The following is a 21,995-nucleotide window of genomic DNA, read 5'->3' on the forward strand; positions in this document are numbered from 1 at the left end:
CTATGGCAAGCAAAAAACAGCTGTTCTCCACCTCCAAGTCCTCCGGCGGCAGCCTGCTGCCGTGGCTGGGCGTGGCCGCCATCGTGATCTTGATCGACCAGCTCACCAAGATCACGATCGCCAAATTGTTCACCTTTGGCGAAGAAAAGGCGATCACCTCGTTCTTCAACCTGGTGCTGGCCTATAACAAGGGGGCCGCCTTCGGCTTTCTGAACAACCAGCCGGGCTGGCAGCGCTACTTTTTCACCGCCATCGCGCTCATTGCCGTCGGCGCCATTTTGTACATGCTCAAGAAGCATTCCGGACAGCGCCTGTTTTGCTGGGCGCTGGCCTTGATCATGGGCGGCGCCATCGGCAACGCGATCGATCGGGCGCTGTACGGGCACGTGATCGACTTTCTCGACTTTCACGTCAAGGGCCAGCACTTCCCGGCCTTTAATGTCGCCGACAGCGCCATTTTCCTTGGCGCGGTCCTGTTCATCTACGACGAGCTGCGGCGCGTGAACAAAAATTGAAGGAACCATGCCGATGGATTTGAAAGGTAAGAAAATCGTGCTCGGCCTGTCCGGCGGCGTTGCCTGCTACAAGGCTGCGGAGCTGTGCCGCGCGCTGGCCCGCGAAGGCGCCACCGTGCACGTCGTCATGACCGAAGCGGCCAGCCACTTCATCACCGCCGTCACCATGCAGGCCCTGTCGGGCAACCCGGTCTTTACCGACCAGTGGGACGCGCGCGTGGCCAACAACATGGCCCACATCGACTTGACGCGCGGCGCCGACGCGGTGCTGATCGCGCCCTGCTCGGCCGACTTCATGCGCAAACTCGCGCACGGCGTGTGCGACGATCTGCTCTCGACGCTGTGCCTGGCGCGCCCGCACCTGGTGCCGCTGTTGATCGCGCCGGCCATGAACGTCGAGATGTGGCAGAACCCGGCAACCCAGCGCAACGCCAAGCAGCTGCGCGCCGACGGCGTGCGCATCCTGGGCCCGGCCGCCGGCGAACAGGCCTGCGGCGAAGTGGGCCTGGGCCGCATGCTCGAGCCGCTCGACCTGCTCGATGAACTGGTCGCCTCGTTCCAGGCCAAGGTCCTGGCCGGCAAGCGCGTCCTGATCACGGCCGGCCCGACCTTTGAAGCCATCGATCCGGTGCGCGGCATCACCAATCTGTCGTCGGGCAAGATGGGTTACGCGATTGCGCGCGCCGCGCGCGAAGCGGGCGCCGACGTGCAGCTGGTGTCGGGACCGACCGCGCTGGCCACGCCCCACGGCGTGCGCCGCACCAATGTGCAAAGCGCGCAGCAGATGCATGACGCCGTGATGGCCCAGCTCAAGGGCCAGCACGTGTTCATCGGCGTGGCCGCCGTGGCCGACTGGCGCGTCGTCAACGCCAGCGACCAGAAAATGAAAAAGCAGGATGGCGCCATCCCGACACTCGAATTCGCGCAGAACGCCGACATCCTGGCCGACGTCGCGGCGACCACGTCGATTTCAGGCTGGCCGTACTGCGTCGGCTTTGCCGCCGAATCGGAAAACCTGCTGGATTATGGCGCCACCAAGCGCGAGAAAAAAGGCATTCCATTGTTGGTGGGCAATATCGGCCACCACACCTTCGGGCAGGATGATAACGAGATCATCCTGTTCGACGAGAGCGGCCACACCGTGCTGCCGCGCGCCGACAAGCTGACCCTGGCGCGCCAGCTCATTTCCGAGATCGCCAAGCGCCTCGAACAACGCTCCTTGCTCAAATAAGACCATGAAAACGATAGACATCAAGATCCTCGATCCGCGCATGACAGACCTGCTGCCCGCCTATGCCACCGAAGGCAGCGCGGGCCTGGACCTGCGCGCCTGCATCGACGCGCCGCTCACCATCGAAGCGGGGCAGACGGTCCTCATTCCCACCGGCCTGGCCATTCACCTGGCCGATCCTCGCTACGCGGCCATGATCCTGCCGCGCAGCGGCATGGGCCACAAGAACGGCATCGTGCTCGGCAATCTGGTAGGCTTGGTCGACTCCGACTACCAGGGGCAACTGATGGTGTCGACCTGGAACCGCGGACAAAGCGCCTTCACCCTCACCCCCATGGAGCGGCTGGCGCAACTGATCGTGGTGCCTGTTCTGCAGGTGGGATTCAATATCGTCGATGAATTCGACACAAGCGAACGCGGTGCGGGCGGTTTCGGCAGCACCGGCAAACAATAAAAATATGGAGAATGTTATGACCCGATTCATCGGTCTGCGCCCGGCTGCGCCGGCAATCCTGGTCGCTCTGCTGCTGTCGGCGTGCGAAACGATCGCGCCGGTCCACACCGGGCCGGTCGTCGCGCCCAGCGTGCCGGTCGACACCACCCCGGTCATTTCGCCAAAAGTGGCGGCGGCGGCCGACTCGCTCACCAAGCTGGCCGCGATGCAGGACCGCCTGTACCGCGTGGCGGCGCCGCTGTTGATCAACAACGCCGAACTATGCAAGGCGCATGCGCGCAATCTGCTCGGCTTCACGGCCCGCAACCGCTACTGGTACCCGGGTGAATACAACGAGGCGGCGCAAGTGGCCTTTGGCATGGGCGAGCGGCTGCAGGTCACCGGCGTACTGGCCGGCAGCGGCGCGGCGCGCGCCGGTTTGCGCCGCGGCGACGACCTGATCTCAGCCAACGGCAGGCTGCTCCCGACCGGTCCGAACGCGTCGAGTTCGGCCGGCGCCGTATTCGGTCCGCTGGTGGCCTCCAAGGCGGCGCTCGACATGCAGATCGAACGCGATGGCAAGAACCGCGAACTGAATATTCCGGTCACGCGCGCCTGCGGCTTTCTGATCGAGCTTGGCAACACCGACAACATCAATTCCTACGCTGACGGCAATCGCGTCATGGTCACGCGCGGCATGCTGCACTTTGCCCAGTCCGACGCCGAAGTGGCGGTGCTGCTGGCCAAGGGCATGGCGCACAATATCTTGAACCATCCCACGCTGATGCGCAGCACCGGCACGCTTTCGAGCATGATCGACAACCTGGCCCATGTGCGCCCGGACAGTTCCATGCTCATCGGCAGCGCCGGCATCAAGGCCACGCCGGCCGAGATGGACGCCGTGGCCGACGGCCTGAGCCTGTACCTGCTCTCGCGCGCCGGCTACAGCATCGACGCCGCGGCGCCGTTCTGGAAGCGCCTGGCGGCGACCTATCCAGCCACGGTGCTCAACAGCTATGTGGCCAATCACCCCGCCACCGCGGCGCGCCTGGCCGCGATTGAAAAAACCAGCGCGGACATCAAGGCCAAGGGCAACAAGAAGACGCAGTAATCCGGGGCACGAGGCTGCCGCGAAAGAGGCCACGATGCAGCACAGCACATCGTGCTCGCGCACGCGGGGACCCATAGAACAGTTGCTCAGTTGACCTGTTCGATGGATCCCCGCATACGCGAGGACGATGTTGTTTGGGTGTTCGCGTAGGCAAAAATTGGCGATGGTTGTGCAGTTAGATGGTTGCACAACATGCGTAACAACTGCGGCCGCAACAAGCAAGCAGCTGAAGGAAAAGTGCCGGCAAAACCGCCTTTAGCTCGGGAAATTCGGGAAATACGTCCCCATCACCCACGTCAGCACCCCGCAAAACACCACCGCCCCCACCAGCACCACAAGCAGCTTGCCGAACTTGGGCGAGCCGTCGTCATTTTTCGTATCATTGCTCATCATCGCGCCGTATGCTGGTCTAAACCACCAGTATATTCGACGCCGCAGCCATTTCACAGCGGACATGCCACGCGTGGTACGGGCATGGTATCGTCCCGCTCTCATGCAACAGTCCATAGGCCTCCAACTTGACCAGGTCGATTCCACTACCGGATGACTACCGCAGCGACGACATCCTCGCCTTTCACAGCCGCGACCGCGAAGCGCTGGCCGAAAAAGTCCAGCCGCAGCGCATCCGCAAGGGCGTGCTGATCGACGGCGTGCCGGTGCTGCTCGACGTCGCGCTTGCGAGCGGCGCGGCGCGCTGCACGGTCGACGCCGACGGCGTGCTCACGCCTGCGGCTCTGGACCAGGTCGACGATGCGCTGCTCAATATCCTCGCGCTGCGCATCGACCCCGCGCCGTTTCTAAACGCCGTGCGCGCCGACACCCTGCTCGGCCCCGTGGTGCAGCGCCAGCGCGGTCTGCGCATCGTGCAGTCGGCAACGATTTTCGAAGCGCTGACCTGGGCCATCATCGGCCAGCAGATCAACCTCACGTTCGCCATCGCGCTGCGGCGCACCTTCATCGCCCAGGCCGGGCGCGCCCACGCCAGCGGCCTGTGGTGCTATCCGGAGGCGGCCGACGTCGCCCGCCTCGCGCCGGAAGAGCTCACCACGCGCAAATTTTCGCGCGCCAAGGCCGACACGCTGCTGCGCCTGGCGCGCCTGGTCGACAGCGGGAGCCTGGTGCTCGATCGCAGCGCCGACGTCGCGCAGGTCAGCGCTGCGCTGCTGGCCGTCAAAGGCATCGGTCCATGGACCGTCAACTATGCGCTGCTGCGCGGCTACGGCTATGCCGACTGCTCGCTGCATGGCGACGTGGCGATTCGCGCCGCCTTCCAGCTGCTGCTTGGCGAAGTGGCAAAACCGGACATTGCGCGCACCGAAGCGTTGCTGGCGCGCTATGCGCCGCACCGGACCATGGCCGCCGCCCACCTGTGGGCCAGCCTGCATCCGCCCACGACAGAAAACGCTTGACCCTCACGCCGCGTCAGCTTTCACACTGGCTTTACGTTGAAGACATGGAGCAAAGATGGAGCACCGCATGGAACACCGCATGATGCATCTGAAAATTGGCGAGCTGGCGAAACGGTCGGGATTGACGGTGCGCGCGCTTCACCACTACGACAGCATCGGCCTACTCCGTCCTTCAACGCGCACCGATGCCGGCTACCGCCTCTACAACCGCGATGACATCGCGCGCCTGCACCAGATCCAGGCGCTGCGGCGTTTTGGCGTGGCGCTGGCCGACATCGGCACTTTCCTGGCCAATCCCGGCTCCCGCCTCCCCGCCATCGTCGACCAGCAGATCGCCGCGCTCACGCGCCAGATCGAACAGGCCGGCGTCTTGCGCGACCAGCTCACGCGCCTAAAGCGCCAGCTGGCCGCCGACGAGGAGCCGGCGCTGGCCGACTGGCTGACTACTTTGGAGCTGATGACCATGTACGATAAATATTTTACGCAAGAGCAGCGCGAGCGCCTGCCGTTTTTTAACGGCAGCGAGGAATGTATCGCCGAATGGGATGCGATGGTCGCGCGCATGCACGCGTTTCGCGATGCAGGCACGCCGCCGGAGACGCCCGAGGTGCAGCAGGCAGCACGCACCTGGATGGCGATGCTTGAGCGCGACACTGGCGGCGACGCGCAGCAGTTGGTGCGCCTGAATGCGATGCAGGATAACGAACCGGCGGCGCGGGCGCGAAACGGCATCACCGCCGAATTGGGGGACTACGTCAAGGCGTCCTTCAGCGCGTGGCGCCTGGGTCTGTATCAAAAATACCTGAGCCCGGATGAATTTGCTTTTATGAAGGCCAACTATCCCGTCCGCATGCAGGAGTGGGGACCGCTGATCGCCAAGGTGCGCGCGCATATCGCCACGGGCGCGTCGCCGCTTGATCCCGCATCGAAGCTACTGGCGGGCGAGTGGATGGAACTGTTTTGTTCGTATGCAGGGCAAGATCCTGCTACACATATGAAAATCCGGGAAGCGCACGAAAAGGAAGCGGGGCTAAAGACGGGAACCTTTGTCACTGACGAATTGCTGATGTTCATACGGGCGGCCGTGGCCGGCTAGCCTGTGGCATACAGAGCAGCATAAGGGCAACCGCCCCAGACACCAAAAAGCCGCTGAACTCTTGCGAATTCAGCGGCTTTGGAATTTGGTTGCGGGGACAGGATTTGAACCTGTGACCTTCGGGTTATGAGCCCGACGAGCTGCCAGACTGCTCCACCCCGCGTCTGTATGCAGTGATTATACGGGCGTTTTCCGTCTTAGGCAATATCAATCTATCTTCAATGTGCGATAGCAGCACGAAAAATCCGGTGCCGCCGCCCTTTCGCCGCATTCTCGAACCGCCACGCCCCGCGCAATCGGTGTAAAGTAGGCGAAAATCCAACTGACGGTCACATATGAAATTCTGCTCCGAGTGCGCCTACCCGGTCGTGCTGCAAATTCCCGAAGGCGACAACCGCCCGCGTTACGTCTGCGCCCAGTGCGAGACCATCCATTATCACAATCCCAAGCTGGTGGTCGGTTCGATCCCCGTGTGGGATGAAGACGGCCGCATCCGCGTGCTGCTGTGCAAGCGCGCCATCGAGCCGCGCCATGGCTTTTGGACCTTGCCGGCCGGCTTCATGGAAAACAATGAAACGACAGCCGAGGCTGCCGTGCGCGAAACCGAGGAGGAAGCGGGCGCCGACATCGAGATCGGCGAACTGTTCAGCCTGCTGAACGTGGCCCAGGTGCACCAGGTGCACTTGTTTTACCTGGCGCGTTTGCGCAGCCTGGACTTCAAGGCCGGCATTGAAAGCCTGGATGTGCAACTGTTTGCCGAACATGAAATTCCTTGGGACGACCTGGCCTTCCCCACGATCCGCAAGACGCTGGAACTGTTTTTTGCCGACTGCGTCCAAATCAAGGAGAGTGGTGCCGGCTTCGGCTTTCACACCCATGACATCACGCACCCCATGCGCATAGCGAGCCTGCCGAAAGACTCATGATCCCCTGGCTTGAGACCCACTCGCCCTTTCCCGACGTGTCCGAAGCATTGACCTTGGACGCGCCGGGACTGCTTGCGGCCGGCGCCGACCTGTCGCCCGAGCGCCTGCTGGCCGCCTATCAGCGCGGCATCTTCCCGTGGTTTTCCGAAGGCCAGCCCATCTTGTGGTGGAGTACGGACCCGCGCATGGTGCTCAAAACCGCCGACTTCAAGGTCAGCGACAGCCTGCGCAAGGCGCTGCGCCGGGTCGAGCGCAGCATGGCCGAGCATGGCCGCTGGCAAGTGAAGTTCGACAGCGCCTTCGAGCGCGTCATGCGCGCCTGCGCCGCGCCCCGCAAGGACGGGCCCGGTACGTGGATTTCGGAAGACATCATCGACGGCTACACCGGCCTGCACGCGCTCGGTTACGCGCACTCGTCCGAACTGTGGCTCGATGGCGAACTGGTCGGCGGCGCCTACGGCGTGTGCATCGGGCGCATGTTCTACGGCGAATCAATGTTCGCGCGCGTGACCGACGGCTCCAAGATCGCGCTCGCTTTCCTGGTCGACTTTTTGCGCAGCCAAGGCGTGACGATGATCGATTGCCAGCAAGAGACCGGGCATCTGGCGTCGCTTGGCGCCGCACCCATCGCGCGCGCTGCCTTTTTGCACCATTTGCGCATCGCCATCGGGCAGGGGGCGGTGTCCGGATGGGAGTTGCCGCCCCGCTTGCGCGCGATACGGTAAAGACGGTAAAGGCGGTAAAGACGCCAAAGTTTCGATACAATGGACGCCAGAGGAAGCAACCACGTCGCCTTGAAAGCTCATGCATGGCCCACTTAAATGACCTGCCCTTCTCGACGCTGCAGTTCTACACCACGGCGCCCTACCCTTGCAGCTATCTGGACGCGCGCCAGGCCAGGTCCCAGGTGGCCACCCCTTCGCACCTGATCAACGCCGACGTGTATTCCGAGCTCGTCAAAAACGGCTTTCGGCGCAGCGGCATTTTTACGTACCGCCCGTATTGCGACGGTTGCCAGGCTTGCATTCCGGTGCGCGTGCGCACCGCCGAATTCAAGCCCAGCCGCGCCCAGCGCCGGGCCTGGACGCGCCATGCGGCGCTGGTCGCCAGCGTCGCCAACCTGAGCTTTTCGGACGAACATTACGCGCTCTACCTGCGCTACCAGACCACGCGCCACGCAGGCGGCGGCATGGACCAGGACAGCCGCGACCAGTACGCCCAGTTCCTGCTGCAAAGCCGAGTCAACACGCGGCTGGTTGAATTTCGCGACCCTGAAGGCGTGCTGCGCATGGTCTCCATCATCGACGTGTTGTCCGACGGCCTGTCGTCGGTCTACACTTTTTTCGACCCCGACCTGGCCGGCGCCTCGTTCGGCACCTACAACGTGTTGTGGCAGATCGCCCAGGCGCGCGAACTGGTCTTGCCGTACGTGTACCTGGGCTACTGGATCGAGCAAAGCCCCAAGATGGCTTACAAGATCAATTTCAAGCCGCTCGAAGCACGCATCGACGGTGCCTGGAGCGTGCTGGACCGATAGGCGGACTGGGCTGTTGCCGCGGTACAAGGTAAAATGCTGCACCCGCACCAACCCGAGTGGCCCATGTCTGAAAAATTGTTGTACGCCCTGACCCGTCCCCTGCTGTTTTCGCTCAATGCGGAGGCTGCGCACAACCTGACCCTGCCTGCGCTGCGCAAGGCGCACGCGCTGGGCCTGACGGCCAGGCTGCGCAAGGCGGCGCCGGATCCGCGCGTGGTGATGGGCCTGACCTTTCCCAATCCGGTCGGCCTGGCCGCCGGGCTGGACAAGGACGGCGCCTACATCGACGCGCTGGCCGCACTCGGTTTCGGATCGATCGAAGTGGGCACCGTCACGCCGCGCGCGCAGCCGGGCAACCCCAAGCCGCGCATCTTCCGCCTGCCGGCCAAGCGCGCCATTATCAACCGCATGGGCTTTAACAATGGCGGCGTCGATGCGTTTGTCGCCAATGTGCAGTCGTCGAAATTTTATCAAAATAAAGAAGGCATCCTGGGCCTGAACATCGGCAAGAACGCCGCCACCCCGATCGAGAATGCGGTCGACGACTACCTGCACTGCCTTGAAAAGGTCTATCCGTACGCCAGCTACGTGACGGTGAATATTTCGTCGCCCAATACCGCCAACCTGCGCCAGCTGCAGGGCGCCTCGGAACTGGACGCGCTGCTCGCCACGCTCAAACAGGCCCAGTTGCGCCTGTCGGACCAGCACAAGCGCTACGTGCCGCTGGCGCTCAAGATCGCGCCCGACCTCGACGCCGAGCAGATCAAGAACATCGCCGACACGCTGCTGCGCCACAAGATCGACGGCGTCATCGCCACCAACACCACGCTCAATCATCGCACGGTGGACCGCGTGCGCAACGGGAACGAACAGGGTGGCGTCTCGGGCGAACCGGTGTTCGAACTGTCGAACATCGTGATCCGCGCGCTCAAGCGCGAAATGGGCGACGCGCTGCCGATCATCGGCGTGGGCGGCATCATGAATGGCGACGATGCGCGCGTCAAAATGAAGCTGGGCGCCTCGCTGGTGCAGCTGTACACCGGCCTCATTTACGCCGGCCCGGGGTTGGTGCGCGAGTGCGCGCAAGCGATTGGAGGACAAGATGGACAAGCGTAAGCTGGGCGCCACGGCGCTGGAAGTATCCAAGGTATGCCTTGGCACGATGACCTTCGGCGAGCAAAACAGCGAGGCCGACGCCCACAGCCAGCTCGATTACGCGCTTGAACGCGGCATCAACTTCATCGATACCGCCGAGATGTACCCGGTCATGCCGCGCGCGCAGACGCAGGGTGCCACCGAGCGCTTCATCGGCTCGTGGCTCAAAAAAAGCGGCCGGCGCGGCGAGATCGTGCTGGCCTCCAAAGTGGCCGGTCCCAACGCGGCGATGCACTGGGTCCGCAACGGCAAGAACAACCTCGATGCAGTCAATATCCGCGCCGCCGTCGAGGCCAGCCTGGCGCGCCTGCAGACCGACCATATCGACCTGTACCAGATCCACTGGCCGAGCCGCAACGTGCCGATTTTCGGCGCGACCGCATTCGAGCCGGCCAAGGAGCGCAGCTGCGTGGCGATTGAAGACACGCTGGCCGTGCTGGGCAAGCTGATTGACGAAGGCAAGATCGGACACATCGGCGTATCCAACGAAAGCGCATGGGGCGTGAGCGAATACATCAAGCAGGCCGAGGCCAAGGGCCTGCCGCGCATTGCCACGATCCAGAATTTGTACAACCTGACCGCGCGCAGTTTTGAAACCAGCTTGCTTAACGAAACCTGCTATCGCGAAGAAGTGAGCCTGCTCGCGTATAGCCCGCTGGCGTTCGGGCAGCTGAGCGGGAAGTATCTCGATGACCCGACAGCGTCGGGACGGCTGACGATTTTTCCCGCCAACTGGAGTCCGCGCTATTTGCGGCCAAGCGTGCTGGCGGCGGTCAAGGACTATGTTGAACTGGCCAGGGCGAACGCGATGACGCCGACGCAGATGGCGCTGGCGTGGTGTTATTCACGCTGGTTCGTGGCCTCGACCATCATTGGCGCGACCAGCCTGGCGCAGCTGAAGGAAAATATCGATGCGGCCAGCGTGGTGCTGGCGGCAGAAGTGGTTGATGCGATTGATGGGATTCATGCGCGGATAACGAATCCGGGGGCATAGCCTCGGCACTGAACGACAGCGCCTGAAAGGCACGCCCGCCCGCCTAGGATCAAACAACAACGCCACCCTCGGGTGGCGTTGCTGCATCTTGCGGCTCACATTTTATTTCATCGGTACGCCATTTACCATGTCGGCCGACGCTGCCTGCGCAGGCGCTGCGGATGGCGCCGCCGATGTCGATGGTGGCAACACTGAATTGGCAACAGCGTCGTTCATTTTGATCTGTAACAAAACCGGGTAATCATAAGCCGCACCGGAAGCTGCATCGACGCCGACGCCAATCACGCCGCCGAAAATGATATTGCCGGCCATCATACCTTTAGTTTTGGACTTGACGCTGGCCATACCCGTTGGAAAGCCCGCCTTTTCGCACTTGACATTCATGTCGCCATAAGCACGGCGGACTGTCACGGTGCCAGGCGTCGTGACAAAATAAACACCCTTATCATTTTGAAGTTTGCAACTGGCGCCATCGACTTTACCAGCGTCGGAGAGTGTTTCAACCGAAATAATCTGGCTCGTTCCACTAACGATTGACGCGCAGCCGGGGGTAATGATCAGCGCGGCCAATGCGGCGCTCGTTCCCGCCAAACCGATATAACGTTTTGCAAACATGTTTTGATCCCTGTATGGTCAGACCGAAGTTTCCGGAATGAATTGTTCTTCTGAGGAATCATTATATGATGCAATTAAATATTTGCAATTTTTTAATTGTTATTATTTCAATCTGCTTGTCTATACAAACAGTTAAAAATAACAAGGTACTTATTGCACATCTGCATTTAACGCCTTCTCCACTTGCGCGCGCGTCACCTCGGGCGCGAACTGCGCGATAAACCGATACGCATACTCACGCAAATACGCCCCCCGCCGCAACGCCAGCCGCGTCACGTTGGGCGCAAACAAATGCGACGCCTCGACCGCGCGCAGCCCCTTGTCGCGCCCGTGATCGAACGCCATCGAGGCCACGATCCCCACGCCCATCCCGAGCGACACATACTGCTTGATCACATCCGAATCCATGGCCGTAAGTACGATATCGGTCTTCACGCCAGCCTGGGCGAACGCCGCGTCGATATGCCCGCGGCCCGTAAAGCCCACGTCGTAGGTAATCAAGGGAAAAGCGGCCAGGTCCTCGAGCCGGATCGGCGAATGGCCCAGCAGCGGGTGCCCGTCCGGCACCACGATCAGGTGGCTCCAGCGGTAGCACGGAAACGACACCAGATCGGGAAACTGCGACAAGCCCTCGGTCGCAATGCCGATGTCGGCCTTGCCCGACAAGACCCACTGCGCGATATGGTCGGGCGTACTTTGCTGGAGCGCGATGCGCACGTCCGGAAAATCCTGCCTGAACGACTGCACCACCTTCGGCAGCGCATAGCGCGCCTGCGTGTGGGTGGCCGCGATGGTCAGCGTGCCGCTATTCTGGCCCGCGTAATCGAGGCTTGCCTGCTGCAGGTTTTCCGCTTCCACCAGCAGCCGGTCGATGATTTTGAGGATGCCCTTGCCCGGCTCCGTCATGCCGGTCAGGCGCTTGCCGTTGCGCTCGAAAATGACGACGCCAAGTTCGTCTTCGAGCTCGCGGATCTGGCGGCTCACGCCCGGCTGCGACGTAAACAGCGCGTTGGCCACCTCGGTCAGGTTGTAGCCGCGGCGCGCCGTTTCGCGAATCGAGCGCAATTGTTGGAAGTTCATATCGATGCTCCCTGGTCGACAAACACGTGCATCCGGCGCGGGCGCACCAGCAGCGTGTCGCCTTCGCGCAGCTGCAGCTGGCTGTAGCGCTCATTGGGAATGACGGCCTCGATCAGTTCCGCGTTGTCGGCCCGTTCCAGGTCCAGCTGGGCGAGCGGACCGATCGCATGCGCGCGGCGCAGCGTGACGACGATGCCTTCGCCGCCGGCCACGTAGCGCTCGACGTCCAGGTCATGCGGACGCACGTAGGCGATGCCTTTGCTGTCTTGTACCTGGGCGTGGTCGGGCACCGTAAAGCTGGCGTCGCCGCTGGCCAGCACCCCTTCGTGCACCCGCCCGTGAAACAGGTTGACGTTACCCAGAAAGCCGTACACGAAAGGCGACGCGGGGTTGTTGTAAACCTCGTCGGGCGCGCCCAGCTGTTCGACCCGCCCCTTGTTCATCAACACCACCTGGTCGGCCACTTCCAGCGCTTCCTCCTGGTCGTGCGTGACAAAGATGGACGTCACATGCAGGTCGTCGTGCAGGCGGCGCAGCCAGCGCCGCAATTCCTTGCGCACCTTGGCGTCGAGCGCGCCGAATGGCTCGTCCAGCAGCAGCACGCGCGGTTCGACCGCCAGCGCGCGCGCGAGAGCAATGCGCTGGCGCTGTCCACCCGACAGCTGCGGCGGAAAACGGTCGCCCAGCCAGTCAAGCTGCACCAGCTCGAGCAGATCCTTGACCTTGCGCCGGATCTGGTCTTCGGGCAGGCGCTCCTTGGCCGGCTTGACGCGCAGGCCGAAGGCGACGTTCTCGAACACCGTCATGTGCTTGAACAGCGCATAGTGCTGGAACACGAAGCCGACCTGGCGCTCGCGCACATGGCGGCGCGACGCATCCTGGGCGTCGAGCAGCACGCTGCCCGAATCGGGATGCTCCAGGCCCGCAATGATGCGCAGCAGTGTCGTCTTGCCGCAGCCGGAAGGCCCGAGCAGCGCGGTCAGTTCGCCCGCCGGGAACTGCAGCGACACATTGTCGAGAGCGACGAATTCGCCGAAACGCTTGTTGATATTCTTGACTTCGATCGTCATGGTCAATGCTCCCTGTTGCGTGCTGCCGATTCGACCGGGTCGGTCTCGTGCAAACGCCATTCGATAAATGATTTGATTGCCAGCGTCACCAGCGCCAGCAACGCCAGCAGCGAAGCGACGGCAAAGGCGGCCGCGTAGTGGTATTCGTTGTAGAGGATCTCCACGTGCAGCGGCATGGTGTTGGTCTGGCCGCGGATATGGCCCGACACCACCGACACCGCGCCAAATTCACCCATGGCGCGCGCGTTACACAGGATCACGCCGTACAGCAGGCCCCATTTAATGTTCGGCAGCGTCACCTTGATGAACGTCTTCCAGCCCGACGCGCCCAGCACCAGCGCCGCTTCTTCTTCCTCATTGCCCTGCGACTGCATCAGCGGAATGAGCTCGCGCGCCACGAACGGGAACGTGATGAATACGGTCGCCAGCACGATGCCCGGCAACGCGAACAGGATCTTGATGTCGTGCTCTTGCAGCCATGGGCCAAACCAGCCCTGGGCGCCGAACATCAGCACGTAGATCAGGCCCGAGATCACGGGCGAAACCGAGAACGGCAAGTCGATCAGCGTGAGCAAGATGCTCTTGCCGCGAAACTCGAACTTGGCCACGGCCCACGCCGCGCACACGCCAAACACAAGGTTCAGCGGCACCGAGATGACGGCGGCGATCAGCGTGAGCTTGATGGCCGAGACGGCGTCCGGGTCGGTGATCGCGGTCAGGTAGGTTTGCCAGCCCTTTTTGAAGGCCTCGACGAACACCGCCACCAGCGGCACGAACAGGAACAGCGCGAGAAAACTCAAGGCGACCAGCGTGAGCACGATCCGGATCCAGGCCGGCTCAAGCACGTTGTTGGATGACTGGCGTGAACCGTTCATTATTTGCCCGCCCGTTTGCGCGTCCACGCCTGCAAAAGGTTAATCGACAGCAGCATCAGAAAGGATGCGACCAGCATCACGACCGCGATCGCCGTGGCGCCCGCGTAGTCGTATTGTTCCAGCTTGGTGATGATGAACAGCGGCGTGATCTCGGACACCATCGGCATGTTCCCCGCGATGAAAATGACCGAACCGTATTCGCCGGTGGCGCGCGCAAAGGCGAGCGCGAAGCCGGTCAGCATGGCCGGCATGATGGTCGGGAAAATGATGCGGGTAAAAGTTTGCAACGACGTGGCGCCCAGGCTGGCGGCCGCTTCCTCGAGTTCGCGCTCGGCGTCTTCGAGTACCGGTTGCACCGTGCGCACCACGAACGGCAAGCCGATGAAGGTGAGCGCCACCACCACGCCGACCGGCGTAAAGGCGACCTTCCAGCCGAGTTTTTCCAGGTACTGGCCAATCCAGCCGTTGGACGAATACAGCGCGGTGAGCGTGATGCCCGCCACTGCGGTGGGCAGCGCGAACGGCAGGTCGACCAGGGCGTCGATGATGCGCTTGCCGGGAAACTGGTAGCGCACCAGCACCCAGGCGACGATGCCGCCGAAAAACACGTTGATGGTGGCGGCAATCAGCGACGCGCCAAAGCTGAGCCGGTAAGACGCCATCACACGGTCCGACGTGACGGCCGCCCAAAAGGCTTCCCACGTCATCGTGAAGGTTTTCAGGAACACCGCCGAGAGCGGGATCAGGACGATCAGCGCCAGGTAGAAAATGGTGAACCCCAACGACAGGCCGAACCCGGGCATGACCCGGTAAGGCGCGCGTTGAGGCTTGGGGGTAGGAGACATGGAGCCCTCTTATTACATTTTTATCTAAGAAGGCTCAATAATCGCACTATGGAGTCATAAAGGAAACGAAGCTTTCCTCATTTGCATAGTCGTTTTTTGTTATTAGGAATGCGCTGAGCGATCAGTAAATGAGTTTTGCAGCGACGCCGGTCAAGGTCAGGGCCAGCAGTACGCGCAGGAATTTTTCCGGCACGGAGCGTGCGAACCAGGAACCGATGGTGATCCCGGGAACCGAGCCGATCAGCAGCATGGCCAGCAGCGTCCAGTTGATCGATCCCAGCCACCAGTGGCCGAAGGCGGCGATTGCGGTCAGCGGCACGGCGTAGGCGATGTCGGTGCCGGCCACTTCGGCCGAACTCAGGCGCGGGTAAAGCATGACCAGCAAGGTGGCGCCAATGGCGCCGGCGCCGATGGAGGACACCGTCACGAGCGTGCCGAGCACAACGCCGGCGACGATGGTGGCCGTGTCCAGTGCCCTGCCTTGCAGTTGGCGCTCCGGATGGGCGGCCAGCCAGGCCAGCATTTTCCCCTTGAACAAGATGGCGACCACGGTCAACAAAACCGAGCCGGCGATCGAGTAGCGGATGACTTGCCCGATGCTCTTGTCGACGGTGCCGAAGTATTTCAGGGCCAGCGTGGTGAGGACGGCCGCAGGCAAGGCGCCGTAGCACAGCAGCTTGACGATGTCCCAGCGCACCGTGCCGCGCAGGCGGTGGGTGAAGGTGCCGGCCGTTTTGGTAATGGAGGCGAAGGCCAGGTCGGTGCCCACGGCCACAGAGGGTGGAATGCCGAAGATGAGCGTGAGGAGCGGCGTCATCAGGGAACCGCCGCCCACGCCAGTCATGCCGACCAACAAGCCGACGGCAAAGCCGGAAATAATATATGTAGTAAGCATGCGAGAACCCCTAAAGTAGCTGCAAGGGTAAAGGGGCTCAGCAGTAAAACAAACGACAGAAAGCTTATTTGCTTATGCGTGTGGTGGAAATGAGCGGGGTTTGAGCAAAATACACCGTGTCTGCGCGCATGCTCTTCCACCACGTTGTTGGGCAAGCTTACTTGTTCGGCTGTGGCGTCAACCGCAAATATGGCCGGGCTGCAGTAAAACCTTTCGGATACTTTTGCTTGATCACATCCGGATCTTGCACGGTCAAGGGAATGATCACGTCATCCCCATCCTTCCAGTTGCCGGGCGTTGCCACCGTATGCTTGTCGGTCAGCTGCAAGGCATCGATCACCCGCAGCACTTCGTCAAAATTGCGCCCCGTGCTCATCGGATACGTGATCGACAGCCTGATCTTCTTGTTCGGATCAATCACAAACAGCGAGCGCACCGTGGCCGTGGCCGATTGCTCCGGATGAATCATGTCGTACAGCGCAGCGACTTTCTTGTCCGCGTCGGCAATGATGGGAAAGCCCACCACCGTCTGCTGCGTCTCTTCGATATCTTTGATCCACTGCCGGTGCTGGTCGGCCGGGTCGACCGACAAGGCAATCGCCTTGACATTGCGCTTGTCGAACTCGGGCTTGAGCTTGGCTGTCAAGCCCAGCTCGGTCGTGCACACGGGCGTGAAGTCGGCCGGGTGGGAAAACAGCACCACCCATGAATCGCCCGCCCACTCATGGAACTTGATGGGACCCAAGGATGAATCCTGCTCAAAATCGGGGGCGGTATCGCCCAGACGCAAAGTCATAATGATCTCCGTGAAATGAATCAAGTGAATAATACTAAGTCAATCATGCCGGAATGGCCGCCATCCTATTGTGCGCCTTTTCAGCCAGCCGGCGCAATAGCGCCTGTCCCTGCGGCCAATTTCCCAGGCCGGACTCGGCATTGATATGCCCCAGCAGCCCTCCTTCGACCAGCTCGCTGCCCCAGCGCCCCGCCCACCGCGCGGCGTTGTCGGCGCGCATCCACGGGTCATTGCTGCTGGCGACCATGATGGACGGACACGGCAGCGGCAGCGCCGGCAGCAGATCGGCAACGGAAAATTTGTCCGGATCGGCCGGCGCCACCAGCAAGGCGCCCGCCAGGTTGCTGCAGTCGCGGGCAATGCTGTGGACCGCCGTCAGGCAGCCAAAGCTGTGAGCGACCAGCAAGGCCGGGCGCGGATCGGCAGCGCGCACCTGCCCGAGACGGGCGGCCCAGGCAGCAAGCTGCGGGCGGTCCCAGTGGTCCTGGCGCACGCGCGCAAATTCGGGATGGCGGCGATGCCAGCGCGATTGCCAGTGATCCGGGCTGCTGTCATGCAAGCCGGGAACAATAATGACATGAAAATCGGGAAAAAGTTGAGTAGCCATGCGCGCCTCCTGAGTCAGGAGAATACGGGCAGGCGCAGCGAAAGTGAACGAATGCTTTCGTGCTAGTTTATGCGCTTAGTGGAGCGGTCTTAGTAAAAACGGTTGAACAGCACCACAGCCCAGCATGCCACGGCCAGGAAAATTGACAGCATGACGGCCGCGCTGCCCATGTCCTTGGCGTTCTTGGACAAGGGATGGCGCTCGAGCGAGACGCGGTCGACGATCGCTTCAATGGCCGAGTTGAACAGTTCGACGATCAGCACGAACACCAGCACGCCAACGAGGAACAATTTCTGGAATGACGACACTGGCAGCAACAGCGCCACCACGGTACCGATGACAAACAGCACCAACTCCTGGCGGAACGCATGCTCATTCTCATAGGCAGCTTTCAAGCCTGCGATGGCATAGCCCATGGCGGGCAGGATACGCTGGAGTCCGCTCTTGCTCTTGAATTCGCTCACTGGCTGGGTCATGGTGGTCATCCGCTGCAATTTCGATGCCGCATTATGCCTTACCTCCCTGCCCCAAAGTCATCCACAACAGGGAAATTGCCAATCCTTTTCACATTATGGTATAAAGGATCCATATATACTGCAGCGCACAAACCACATTATGAAAATTGAAACCGTCGAAGCCCCGAAAACATCCATCCAGGTCATCGAACGCATGGTGGCCTTGCTCGACGCGCTGGCCAGCTACACCGATCCGGTGAGTCTGAAGGAATTGTCCAAGGTGTCCGGCTTGCACCCGTCGACCGCGCACCGCATCCTCAACGACATGGTCATCACCCGTTTTGTCGATCGCGTCGAACCGGGCACCTACCGGCTCGGCATGCGCCTGCTGGAACTGGGCAACGTGGTCAAAAGCCGGCTGTCGGTGCGCGAAGCGGCGCTCGACTTCATGCGCTCGCTGCACAAAAAAACCCAGCAAACGATCAACCTGTCGGTGCGCCAGGGCGACGAAATCGTCTACATCGACCGGGCTTTTTCGGAGCGCTCGGGCATGCAGGTGGTACGCGCCATCGGCGGGCGCGGCCCGCTGCACCTGACCTCGACCGGCAAGCTGTTCCTGTCGGTGGACGAGCCAAAGGCGATCCGCGCTTACGCCACGCGCACCGGCCTTGCCGGACACAACAAGAATTCGATCACGGACCTGGCCAAGCTCGAACGCGAGCTGAGCCTGGTACGCACGCGCGGCTATGCGCGCGACAATGAAGAACTGGAATTGGGCGTGCGCTGCATGGCGGCAGGCATCTATGACGATTCAGGCAAACTGGTGGCCGGCCTGTCGATCTCGGCGCCGGCCGACCGGCTCCAGGAAGAATGGCTGGATGACCTGGTCGGCACGGCCAAGCAGATTTCAGCCACCCTGGGTTACACCGGGCTGTGAATTGCTGGCAGGTTGCGGCACCGCCGGTTGCGGTGTGGCCGGGCGCACGATGGTCGGGCGCGTAAAGAGCGGTCGCATGGTGGACGGTTGCGCCGTCGCCGGTTGCGCCATTGCCGGCGCCATTGCCGGCTGCGCTGTTACCGGTTGAACAGCGGCCGAGCGCGTGATGACCGGCCGCGTGACCGGCAGCGTATTGTCGCTCTGCGTGTACAGTGGCTGGGTCAGCGCCGGCGGCTTGTTGAACGCTTCGAGCCAGCGCTTGACGCGGCCGGCGTCGGCGGTACGTGACTGCTTGCCCTTGGAATCCAAAAACACCATGATCACCGGGCGGCCCTGAATAATGGTTTGCATCACCAGGCAACGCCCCGCCTCATTGATGAAGCCGGTTTTTTGCAGGCCGATATCCCAGTCAGGGTTTTTCACCAGGTAGTTCGTATTGTTGTACTGCATGATACGTCCACCCGCATCGACCTGCGACTGCGGATCGGTCGAGAACTGGCGCAACAGCGGCTGGTGGTAGGCAAACGCAACCAGCTTGGCCAGGTCGCGCGCGCTGGACACGTTACGGCTCGACAGACCACTCGAATCGACATAGCGCGTATGGATCATGCCCAGTTCGCGCGCCTTGGCGTTCATCGCTTCGACAAAGCCGGCCACGCCGCCCGGATAGTTGCGTCCCAAGGCTGCCGCGGCGCGGTTCTCCGAACTCATCAGCGCGATATGCAGCAGGCTGCTGCGCGTCATTTGCGAACCCACCTGCAGGCGCGAGCGGGTGAATTTTTCGTGGTCGACATCGTCGTCGGTGACGGTGAGCACTTGCTCCATGTCCTGCTTGGCTTCGACCACGATCAGGCCGGTCATCAGCTTGGTGATGGAGGCGATCGGCAAGGCGACATTCGAATTTTTCTCGAACAGTACTTCCGAGGTGCTCTGGTCGAGCACCAGCGCCACGCTCGACGCCAGATCGAGCGCATCGCGCGTCAGGTTCAGGCCGGCGCGATCGCCCGCACTCATCGCGACCACCGGTGCGATGTTGCGCGCGGTGACGATGCGCTCATAGACCAGCTTGCGCTTGCCCCTGACGACAACGCTGCGGCTGACATAGTTATTGTGTGGCACGGCATCGGCCCGACCGGCACGGCGCTTGCCGCTCGCCTTACCACCAACGCGGACCTTGTTGGCGCTGGTGGCTTTGCCGGCTTTGCCGGCCTTGGTGACCTTGGTGACCTTGGCCCGGTGATCGGCGCGCGCGGCGTCGGCTGGCGTGGCAACAAGCAGGACTGATACGAGGGCACTGAAGACAAATTTATACATCTGGAAATCCTTTACCGCAGACATCTGCATCTTGTTGCAGTGTAACAAAGCGGACGTCGATGGCAAGCGAATTCAGCCTCGACGTAGCGCCTGTTGTGCACTGGCTGCTACGCTATTTCGGGCGAGCAGTTATTGCGATGTAACAGTGTACCCTCAATCAAAATATCGAGCGAAGCCTGAGACCGGCTCCCGTGCGGTGACCAGGGTATTCTCAATTTTGTCGGGGTCGGCGTAGCCGAGCGCCATGCCGCACACCACCATTTCGCCGGGCGGCAGCGCCAGGTGTTGCTCGATAATCTTGTGGTATTGCGTAAACGCCGCCTGCGGACACGTGTCCAGCCCGCGGCCTCGCGCAGCAATCATTATGCTTTGCAAGAACATCCCATAGTCGAGCCATGAGCCCTGCTCCATCACCCGGTCGATGGTGAAGATGAAGCCGACGGGCGCGTCGAAAAAGCGGTAGTTGCGGCCATGCTGGGCCGCCATGCCAGCCTTGTTGTCGCGCGTCAGGCCAAGCAAGGCGTACAGGTCCCAGCCGACCTTGCGCCGGCGGTCAACGTAGGGCGAGACCCATTCGCGCGGATAGTAAGCGTATTCCTCGCTGTGCTGGGCGCTGAGCGTTGGGTCCTGGTGGGCGGCGAGAATGGCGTCCGACAGGCGCGTCTTGCTGTCGCCGGTCAGCACATAGACTTTCCAGGGCTGGGTGTTGGTGCCGGACGGCGCGCGCGCGGCCACTTCAAGCAGGCGCTCGATGTCGGCCCGCGCAATCGGGTCTGGCAAAAAAGCCCGAATCGCGTGGCGGCTGGTGATGGCGGCATCGACAGCGTCCTGCCGCTGTTGCTGTTGTTGCTGCTCTTGCTGCTGGCTGACAAACATGACTGCTCCTATTTTTTAACGACACACACAACGCCGACAATGGCGACCGCCATGCCCGCCACGCCCAGCAGGCTGAACGCCTCGCCGAACATGATCCACGCCATCACGGCGGTGGTGGGCGGCGTCAGGTAAAGCAAGCTGGTCACCACAGTCGCGTCATTGCGCTGCAGCAGGGTGAACAGCAGGAAAATGGCGCCGATGGACAGCGCAAAGACCGACCACAGCAAAGCGCCGATGAAGCTTGGCGTCCATTGCACAGTCGCCAAGCCGGGCGAGAAGCCTTCAAACACGATGGCCAGCGGGAGCAGCAAGGCCACGGTCGCGCCGAACTGGATCACGGTACCGGTGCGCAGGTCAAAGCGCGGGCAAAAGCGGCGCTGGTACATGGTGCCCGCCGTAATCGACAGCAACGCCAGCACACAGTAGCCGACTGCCAGCGGCGACAGGCCGACCAGCGACATTTTGGCATACACCACCAGCGCCACGCCAGCCAGGCCCAACAGAAGCCCAAGCCACTGGCGCGGACGCACCGATTCGCCGATCAGCGGAGCGGCCGCAGCCGTCAGGATGGGCTGCATGCCGACGATCAGGGCCGTGACGCCGGCGGGCATGCCCAGCTTGATGGCGCACCAGACGCCACCCAGGTAGCCCGCCTGCAGCAGCAAGCCGGCCACGGCGATATGGCCGATACTTCCCGTCGGCCATGGCGCCCTGACCGCCCCGACCAGCGGTACCAGCACCAGCAGCACGCAGGCGCAGCGCAGCAGCAGGAAGGTGAGCGGGGGCGCGAATGGCAGGCCGAACTTGGCAACGATGAAACCGGTACTCCACAAGAACACGAAAAATACCGGTATCGGACTCAAGCGCGCTCCGGATTGTCGCGTTGCAACATTTTTTTCAGTGTTCTTTGACATTAATCAATAGTTTAGTTGGTCACACATGTGATATTGCGCCAGATCACAAGCTCATCAACATGGCGTGACGAGTCTAGCACGCCCCTGTTGGGGACGTGCCCTGGACCCTTGTTCTCCTATGGAAAGCACTGTTGCAGCGGCCTCGTCATGGCATGGCAAAATGCGCTGACAGTTGGTGAGAATTGATTTTGGTGCACCGCACAAAAAGCGCTTGACTCATCACCAGATCTGAGTAAAATAGAACTTGTTGCGCTGCACAATACACCGTCAGCCTGAAAGTTTAGGATCTACCTGCTTCATTAGTTCTAA

24 protein-coding genes, 1 tRNA gene and 1 pseudogene are annotated in these 21,995 nt (G+C 61.8%); 12 read left to right on the forward strand and 14 right to left on the reverse strand.

Annotated elements, in window-relative coordinates; genetic code table 11:
* Window positions 1-2: 2 nt before the first annotated feature.
* Genes lspA through ACP7D4_RS07625 form a run of 4 tightly spaced genes read left to right on the forward strand, consistent with a single transcriptional unit; the run spans window position 3 to window position 3,290 of the window.
* Complete coding sequence (gene lspA / locus ACP7D4_RS07610; protein ID WP_426208481.1) at window positions 3-515, forward strand: signal peptidase II; 513 nt, start codon at window positions 3-5, stop codon at window positions 513-515.
* Window positions 516-528: 13 nt separating this feature from the next.
* Complete coding sequence (coaBC, locus tag ACP7D4_RS07615; RefSeq protein WP_426208482.1) at window positions 529-1,746, forward strand: bifunctional phosphopantothenoylcysteine decarboxylase/phosphopantothenate--cysteine ligase CoaBC; 1,218 nt, start codon at window positions 529-531, stop codon at window positions 1,744-1,746.
* Between the two features lie 4 nt (window positions 1,747-1,750).
* Window positions 1,751-2,200 carry a dUTP diphosphatase gene (dut, locus tag ACP7D4_RS07620; protein ID WP_426208484.1) on the forward strand — a complete coding sequence of 150 codons (450 nt, stop codon included), beginning with the start codon at window positions 1,751-1,753 and terminating at the stop codon, window positions 2,198-2,200.
* A gap of 16 nt (window positions 2,201-2,216) precedes the next feature.
* On the forward strand, window positions 2,217-3,290 hold the full coding sequence (locus tag ACP7D4_RS07625; protein ID WP_426208486.1) for a M48 family metalloprotease: 1,074 nt from the start codon (window positions 2,217-2,219) through the stop codon (window positions 3,288-3,290).
* 255 nt (window positions 3,291-3,545) lie between these two features.
* Here ACP7D4_RS07625 and ACP7D4_RS07630 read toward each other — a convergent pair whose 3' ends face one another.
* Window positions 3,546-3,680: a hypothetical protein gene (locus tag ACP7D4_RS07630; RefSeq protein WP_426103266.1), complete on the reverse strand. Its 135-nt coding sequence runs from the start codon at window positions 3,678-3,680 to the stop codon at window positions 3,546-3,548.
* Window positions 3,681-3,808: 128 nt separating this feature from the next.
* Between ACP7D4_RS07630 and ACP7D4_RS07635 the strand changes: the two genes are divergently transcribed.
* Window positions 3,809-4,699 carry a DNA-3-methyladenine glycosylase family protein gene (locus ACP7D4_RS07635; protein ID WP_426208487.1) on the forward strand — a complete coding sequence of 297 codons (891 nt, stop codon included), beginning with the start codon at window positions 3,809-3,811 and terminating at the stop codon, window positions 4,697-4,699.
* 82 nt (window positions 4,700-4,781) lie between these two features.
* Window positions 4,782-5,795, forward strand: a complete 1,014-nt coding sequence (locus ACP7D4_RS07640; protein WP_426208618.1) for a MerR family transcriptional regulator — start codon at window positions 4,782-4,784, stop codon at window positions 5,793-5,795.
* Between the two features lie 86 nt (window positions 5,796-5,881).
* On the opposite strand, the gene ACP7D4_RS07645 is transcribed toward ACP7D4_RS07640, so the two are convergent.
* Window positions 5,882-5,958: transfer RNA gene (locus tag ACP7D4_RS07645), tRNA-Met, on the reverse strand.
* Window positions 5,959-6,130: 172 nt separating this feature from the next.
* On the opposite strand from ACP7D4_RS07645, the gene ACP7D4_RS07650 reads away from it, so the two are divergent.
* The 5 genes from ACP7D4_RS07650 to ACP7D4_RS07670 all read left to right on the forward strand — a co-directional run bounded on the left by ACP7D4_RS07650 (window position 6,131) and on the right by ACP7D4_RS07670 (window position 10,407).
* Window positions 6,131-6,721 carry an NUDIX hydrolase gene (locus ACP7D4_RS07650; RefSeq protein WP_426208489.1) on the forward strand — a complete coding sequence of 197 codons (591 nt, stop codon included), beginning with the start codon at window positions 6,131-6,133 and terminating at the stop codon, window positions 6,719-6,721.
* Window positions 6,718-7,446: a leucyl/phenylalanyl-tRNA--protein transferase gene (aat, locus tag ACP7D4_RS07655; protein ID WP_426103269.1), complete on the forward strand. Its 729-nt coding sequence runs from the start codon at window positions 6,718-6,720 to the stop codon at window positions 7,444-7,446. Before ACP7D4_RS07650 ends, aat begins: the two co-directional genes overlap by 4 nt.
* 83 nt (window positions 7,447-7,529) lie before the next feature.
* On the forward strand, window positions 7,530-8,258 hold the full coding sequence (locus tag ACP7D4_RS07660; RefSeq protein ID WP_426103270.1) for an arginyltransferase: 729 nt from the start codon (window positions 7,530-7,532) through the stop codon (window positions 8,256-8,258).
* Window positions 8,259-8,321: 63 nt separating this feature from the next.
* Window positions 8,322-9,374, forward strand: a complete 1,053-nt coding sequence (locus ACP7D4_RS07665; RefSeq protein WP_426208491.1) for a quinone-dependent dihydroorotate dehydrogenase — start codon at window positions 8,322-8,324, stop codon at window positions 9,372-9,374.
* A complete protein-coding gene (locus ACP7D4_RS07670; RefSeq protein ID WP_426103412.1) occupies window positions 9,361-10,407 on the forward strand; it encodes an aldo/keto reductase in 1,047 nt (348 codons plus the stop codon). Before ACP7D4_RS07665 ends, ACP7D4_RS07670 begins: the two co-directional genes overlap by 14 nt.
* 102 nt (window positions 10,408-10,509) lie before the next feature.
* Here ACP7D4_RS07670 and ACP7D4_RS07675 read toward each other — a convergent pair whose 3' ends face one another.
* The 9 genes from ACP7D4_RS07675 to ACP7D4_RS07715 form a co-directional block, all read right to left on the reverse strand.
* Window positions 10,510-11,022, reverse strand: a complete 513-nt coding sequence (locus ACP7D4_RS07675) for a hypothetical protein (RefSeq protein ID WP_426208493.1) — start codon at window positions 11,020-11,022, stop codon at window positions 10,510-10,512.
* 150 nt (window positions 11,023-11,172) lie between these two features.
* On the reverse strand, window positions 11,173-12,102 hold the full coding sequence (locus ACP7D4_RS07680) for a CysB family HTH-type transcriptional regulator (RefSeq protein WP_426103273.1): 930 nt from the start codon (window positions 12,100-12,102) through the stop codon (window positions 11,173-11,175).
* Window positions 12,099-13,172, reverse strand: a complete 1,074-nt coding sequence (locus tag ACP7D4_RS07685) for a sulfate/molybdate ABC transporter ATP-binding protein (protein WP_426103274.1) — start codon at window positions 13,170-13,172, stop codon at window positions 12,099-12,101. Before ACP7D4_RS07685 ends, ACP7D4_RS07680 begins: the two co-directional genes overlap by 4 nt.
* Before the next feature lie 2 nt (window positions 13,173-13,174).
* Entirely contained in the window at window positions 13,175-14,047 is an 873-nt protein-coding gene (gene cysW, locus ACP7D4_RS07690) for a sulfate ABC transporter permease subunit CysW (protein WP_426103275.1), read from the reverse strand.
* Window positions 14,047-14,892 (reverse strand): sulfate ABC transporter permease subunit CysT, encoded by an 846-nt coding sequence (gene cysT / locus ACP7D4_RS07695; RefSeq protein ID WP_426103276.1) that lies wholly within the window; start codon window positions 14,890-14,892, stop codon window positions 14,047-14,049. The genes cysW and cysT overlap by 1 nt, the downstream gene beginning before the upstream one ends.
* A 121-nt stretch (window positions 14,893-15,013) precedes the next feature.
* Entirely contained in the window at window positions 15,014-15,787 is a 774-nt protein-coding gene (locus ACP7D4_RS07700; protein ID WP_426103277.1) for a sulfite exporter TauE/SafE family protein, read from the reverse strand.
* A 157-nt stretch (window positions 15,788-15,944) separates the two neighbouring features.
* Window positions 15,945-16,583, reverse strand: coding sequence for a peroxiredoxin (locus ACP7D4_RS07705; protein WP_426103278.1), 639 nt, complete (start codon window positions 16,581-16,583; stop codon window positions 15,945-15,947).
* Window positions 16,584-16,626: 43 nt separating this feature from the next.
* On the reverse strand, window positions 16,627-17,190 hold the full coding sequence (locus tag ACP7D4_RS07710; RefSeq protein ID WP_426103279.1) for an RBBP9/YdeN family alpha/beta hydrolase: 564 nt from the start codon (window positions 17,188-17,190) through the stop codon (window positions 16,627-16,629).
* A gap of 89 nt (window positions 17,191-17,279) precedes the next feature.
* Window positions 17,280-17,675, reverse strand: coding sequence for a diacylglycerol kinase (locus ACP7D4_RS07715; protein ID WP_426103280.1), 396 nt, complete (start codon window positions 17,673-17,675; stop codon window positions 17,280-17,282).
* Between the two features lie 130 nt (window positions 17,676-17,805).
* Here ACP7D4_RS07715 and ACP7D4_RS07720 point away from each other — a divergent pair, with 130 nt between their 5' ends.
* Window positions 17,806-18,582: an IclR family transcriptional regulator gene (locus tag ACP7D4_RS07720; protein ID WP_426208494.1), complete on the forward strand. Its 777-nt coding sequence runs from the start codon at window positions 17,806-17,808 to the stop codon at window positions 18,580-18,582.
* Window positions 18,583-18,777: 195 nt separating this feature from the next.
* On the opposite strand, the pseudogene pbpG reads toward ACP7D4_RS07720, so the two are convergent.
* From pbpG to ACP7D4_RS07735, 3 genes and pseudogenes are all read right to left on the reverse strand, one after another.
* Window positions 18,778-19,896, reverse strand: a pseudogene (gene pbpG / locus ACP7D4_RS07725) (D-alanyl-D-alanine endopeptidase); the annotation flags it as partial.
* A gap of 153 nt (window positions 19,897-20,049) precedes the next feature.
* Entirely contained in the window at window positions 20,050-20,772 is a 723-nt protein-coding gene (locus ACP7D4_RS07730) for a nitroreductase (RefSeq protein ID WP_426208495.1), read from the reverse strand.
* An 8-nt stretch (window positions 20,773-20,780) separates the two neighbouring features.
* On the reverse strand, window positions 20,781-21,686 hold the full coding sequence (locus ACP7D4_RS07735) for a DMT family transporter (protein ID WP_426208497.1): 906 nt from the start codon (window positions 21,684-21,686) through the stop codon (window positions 20,781-20,783).
* Window positions 21,687-21,995: the final 309 nt, after the last annotated feature.

The sequence above is a fragment of the Massilia sp. TWP1-3-3 genome (genome assembly GCF_049897805.1).
Taxonomy (GTDB): Bacteria; Pseudomonadota; Gammaproteobacteria; order Burkholderiales; family Burkholderiaceae_D; genus Telluria_A.

Bases quoted from the DNA above. Each gene is read 5' to 3' on its own strand.
- lspA (WP_426208481.1), top strand. From the start codon at position 3: ATGGCAAGCAAAAAACAGCTGTTCTCCACCTCCAAGTCCTCCGGCGGC.
- coaBC (WP_426208482.1), top strand. From the start codon at position 529: ATGGATTTGAAAGGTAAGAAAATCGTGCTCGGCCTGTCCGGCGGCGTT.
- dut (WP_426208484.1), top strand. From the start codon at position 1,751: ATGAAAACGATAGACATCAAGATCCTCGATCCGCGCATGACAGACCTG.
- ACP7D4_RS07625 (WP_426208486.1), top strand. From the start codon at position 2,217: ATGACCCGATTCATCGGTCTGCGCCCGGCTGCGCCGGCAATCCTGGTC.
- ACP7D4_RS07630 (WP_426103266.1), bottom strand. From the start codon at position 3,680: ATGAGCAATGATACGAAAAATGACGACGGCTCGCCCAAGTTCGGCAAG.
- ACP7D4_RS07640 (WP_426208618.1), top strand. From the start codon at position 4,782: ATGCATCTGAAAATTGGCGAGCTGGCGAAACGGTCGGGATTGACGGTG.
- ACP7D4_RS07650 (WP_426208489.1), top strand. From the start codon at position 6,131: ATGAAATTCTGCTCCGAGTGCGCCTACCCGGTCGTGCTGCAAATTCCC.
- aat (WP_426103269.1), top strand. From the start codon at position 6,718: ATGATCCCCTGGCTTGAGACCCACTCGCCCTTTCCCGACGTGTCCGAA.
- ACP7D4_RS07660 (WP_426103270.1), top strand. From the start codon at position 7,530: ATGGCCCACTTAAATGACCTGCCCTTCTCGACGCTGCAGTTCTACACC.
- ACP7D4_RS07665 (WP_426208491.1), top strand. From the start codon at position 8,322: ATGTCTGAAAAATTGTTGTACGCCCTGACCCGTCCCCTGCTGTTTTCG.
- ACP7D4_RS07670 (WP_426103412.1), top strand. From the start codon at position 9,361: ATGGACAAGCGTAAGCTGGGCGCCACGGCGCTGGAAGTATCCAAGGTA.
- ACP7D4_RS07675 (WP_426208493.1), bottom strand. From the start codon at position 11,022: ATGTTTGCAAAACGTTATATCGGTTTGGCGGGAACGAGCGCCGCATTG.
- ACP7D4_RS07680 (WP_426103273.1), bottom strand. From the start codon at position 12,102: ATGAACTTCCAACAATTGCGCTCGATTCGCGAAACGGCGCGCCGCGGC.
- ACP7D4_RS07685 (WP_426103274.1), bottom strand. From the start codon at position 13,172: ATGACGATCGAAGTCAAGAATATCAACAAGCGTTTCGGCGAATTCGTC.
- cysW (WP_426103275.1), bottom strand. From the start codon at position 14,047: ATGAACGGTTCACGCCAGTCATCCAACAACGTGCTTGAGCCGGCCTGG.
- cysT (WP_426103276.1), bottom strand. From the start codon at position 14,892: ATGTCTCCTACCCCCAAGCCTCAACGCGCGCCTTACCGGGTCATGCCC.
- ACP7D4_RS07700 (WP_426103277.1), bottom strand. From the start codon at position 15,787: ATGCTTACTACATATATTATTTCCGGCTTTGCCGTCGGCTTGTTGGTC.
- ACP7D4_RS07705 (WP_426103278.1), bottom strand. From the start codon at position 16,583: ATGACTTTGCGTCTGGGCGATACCGCCCCCGATTTTGAGCAGGATTCA.
- ACP7D4_RS07710 (WP_426103279.1), bottom strand. From the start codon at position 17,190: ATGGCTACTCAACTTTTTCCCGATTTTCATGTCATTATTGTTCCCGGC.
- ACP7D4_RS07715 (WP_426103280.1), bottom strand. From the start codon at position 17,675: ATGACCACCATGACCCAGCCAGTGAGCGAATTCAAGAGCAAGAGCGGA.
- ACP7D4_RS07720 (WP_426208494.1), top strand. From the start codon at position 17,806: ATGAAAATTGAAACCGTCGAAGCCCCGAAAACATCCATCCAGGTCATC.
- ACP7D4_RS07730 (WP_426208495.1), bottom strand. From the start codon at position 20,772: ATGTTTGTCAGCCAGCAGCAAGAGCAGCAACAACAGCAACAGCGGCAG.
- ACP7D4_RS07735 (WP_426208497.1), bottom strand. From the start codon at position 21,686: ATGTCAAAGAACACTGAAAAAAATGTTGCAACGCGACAATCCGGAGCG.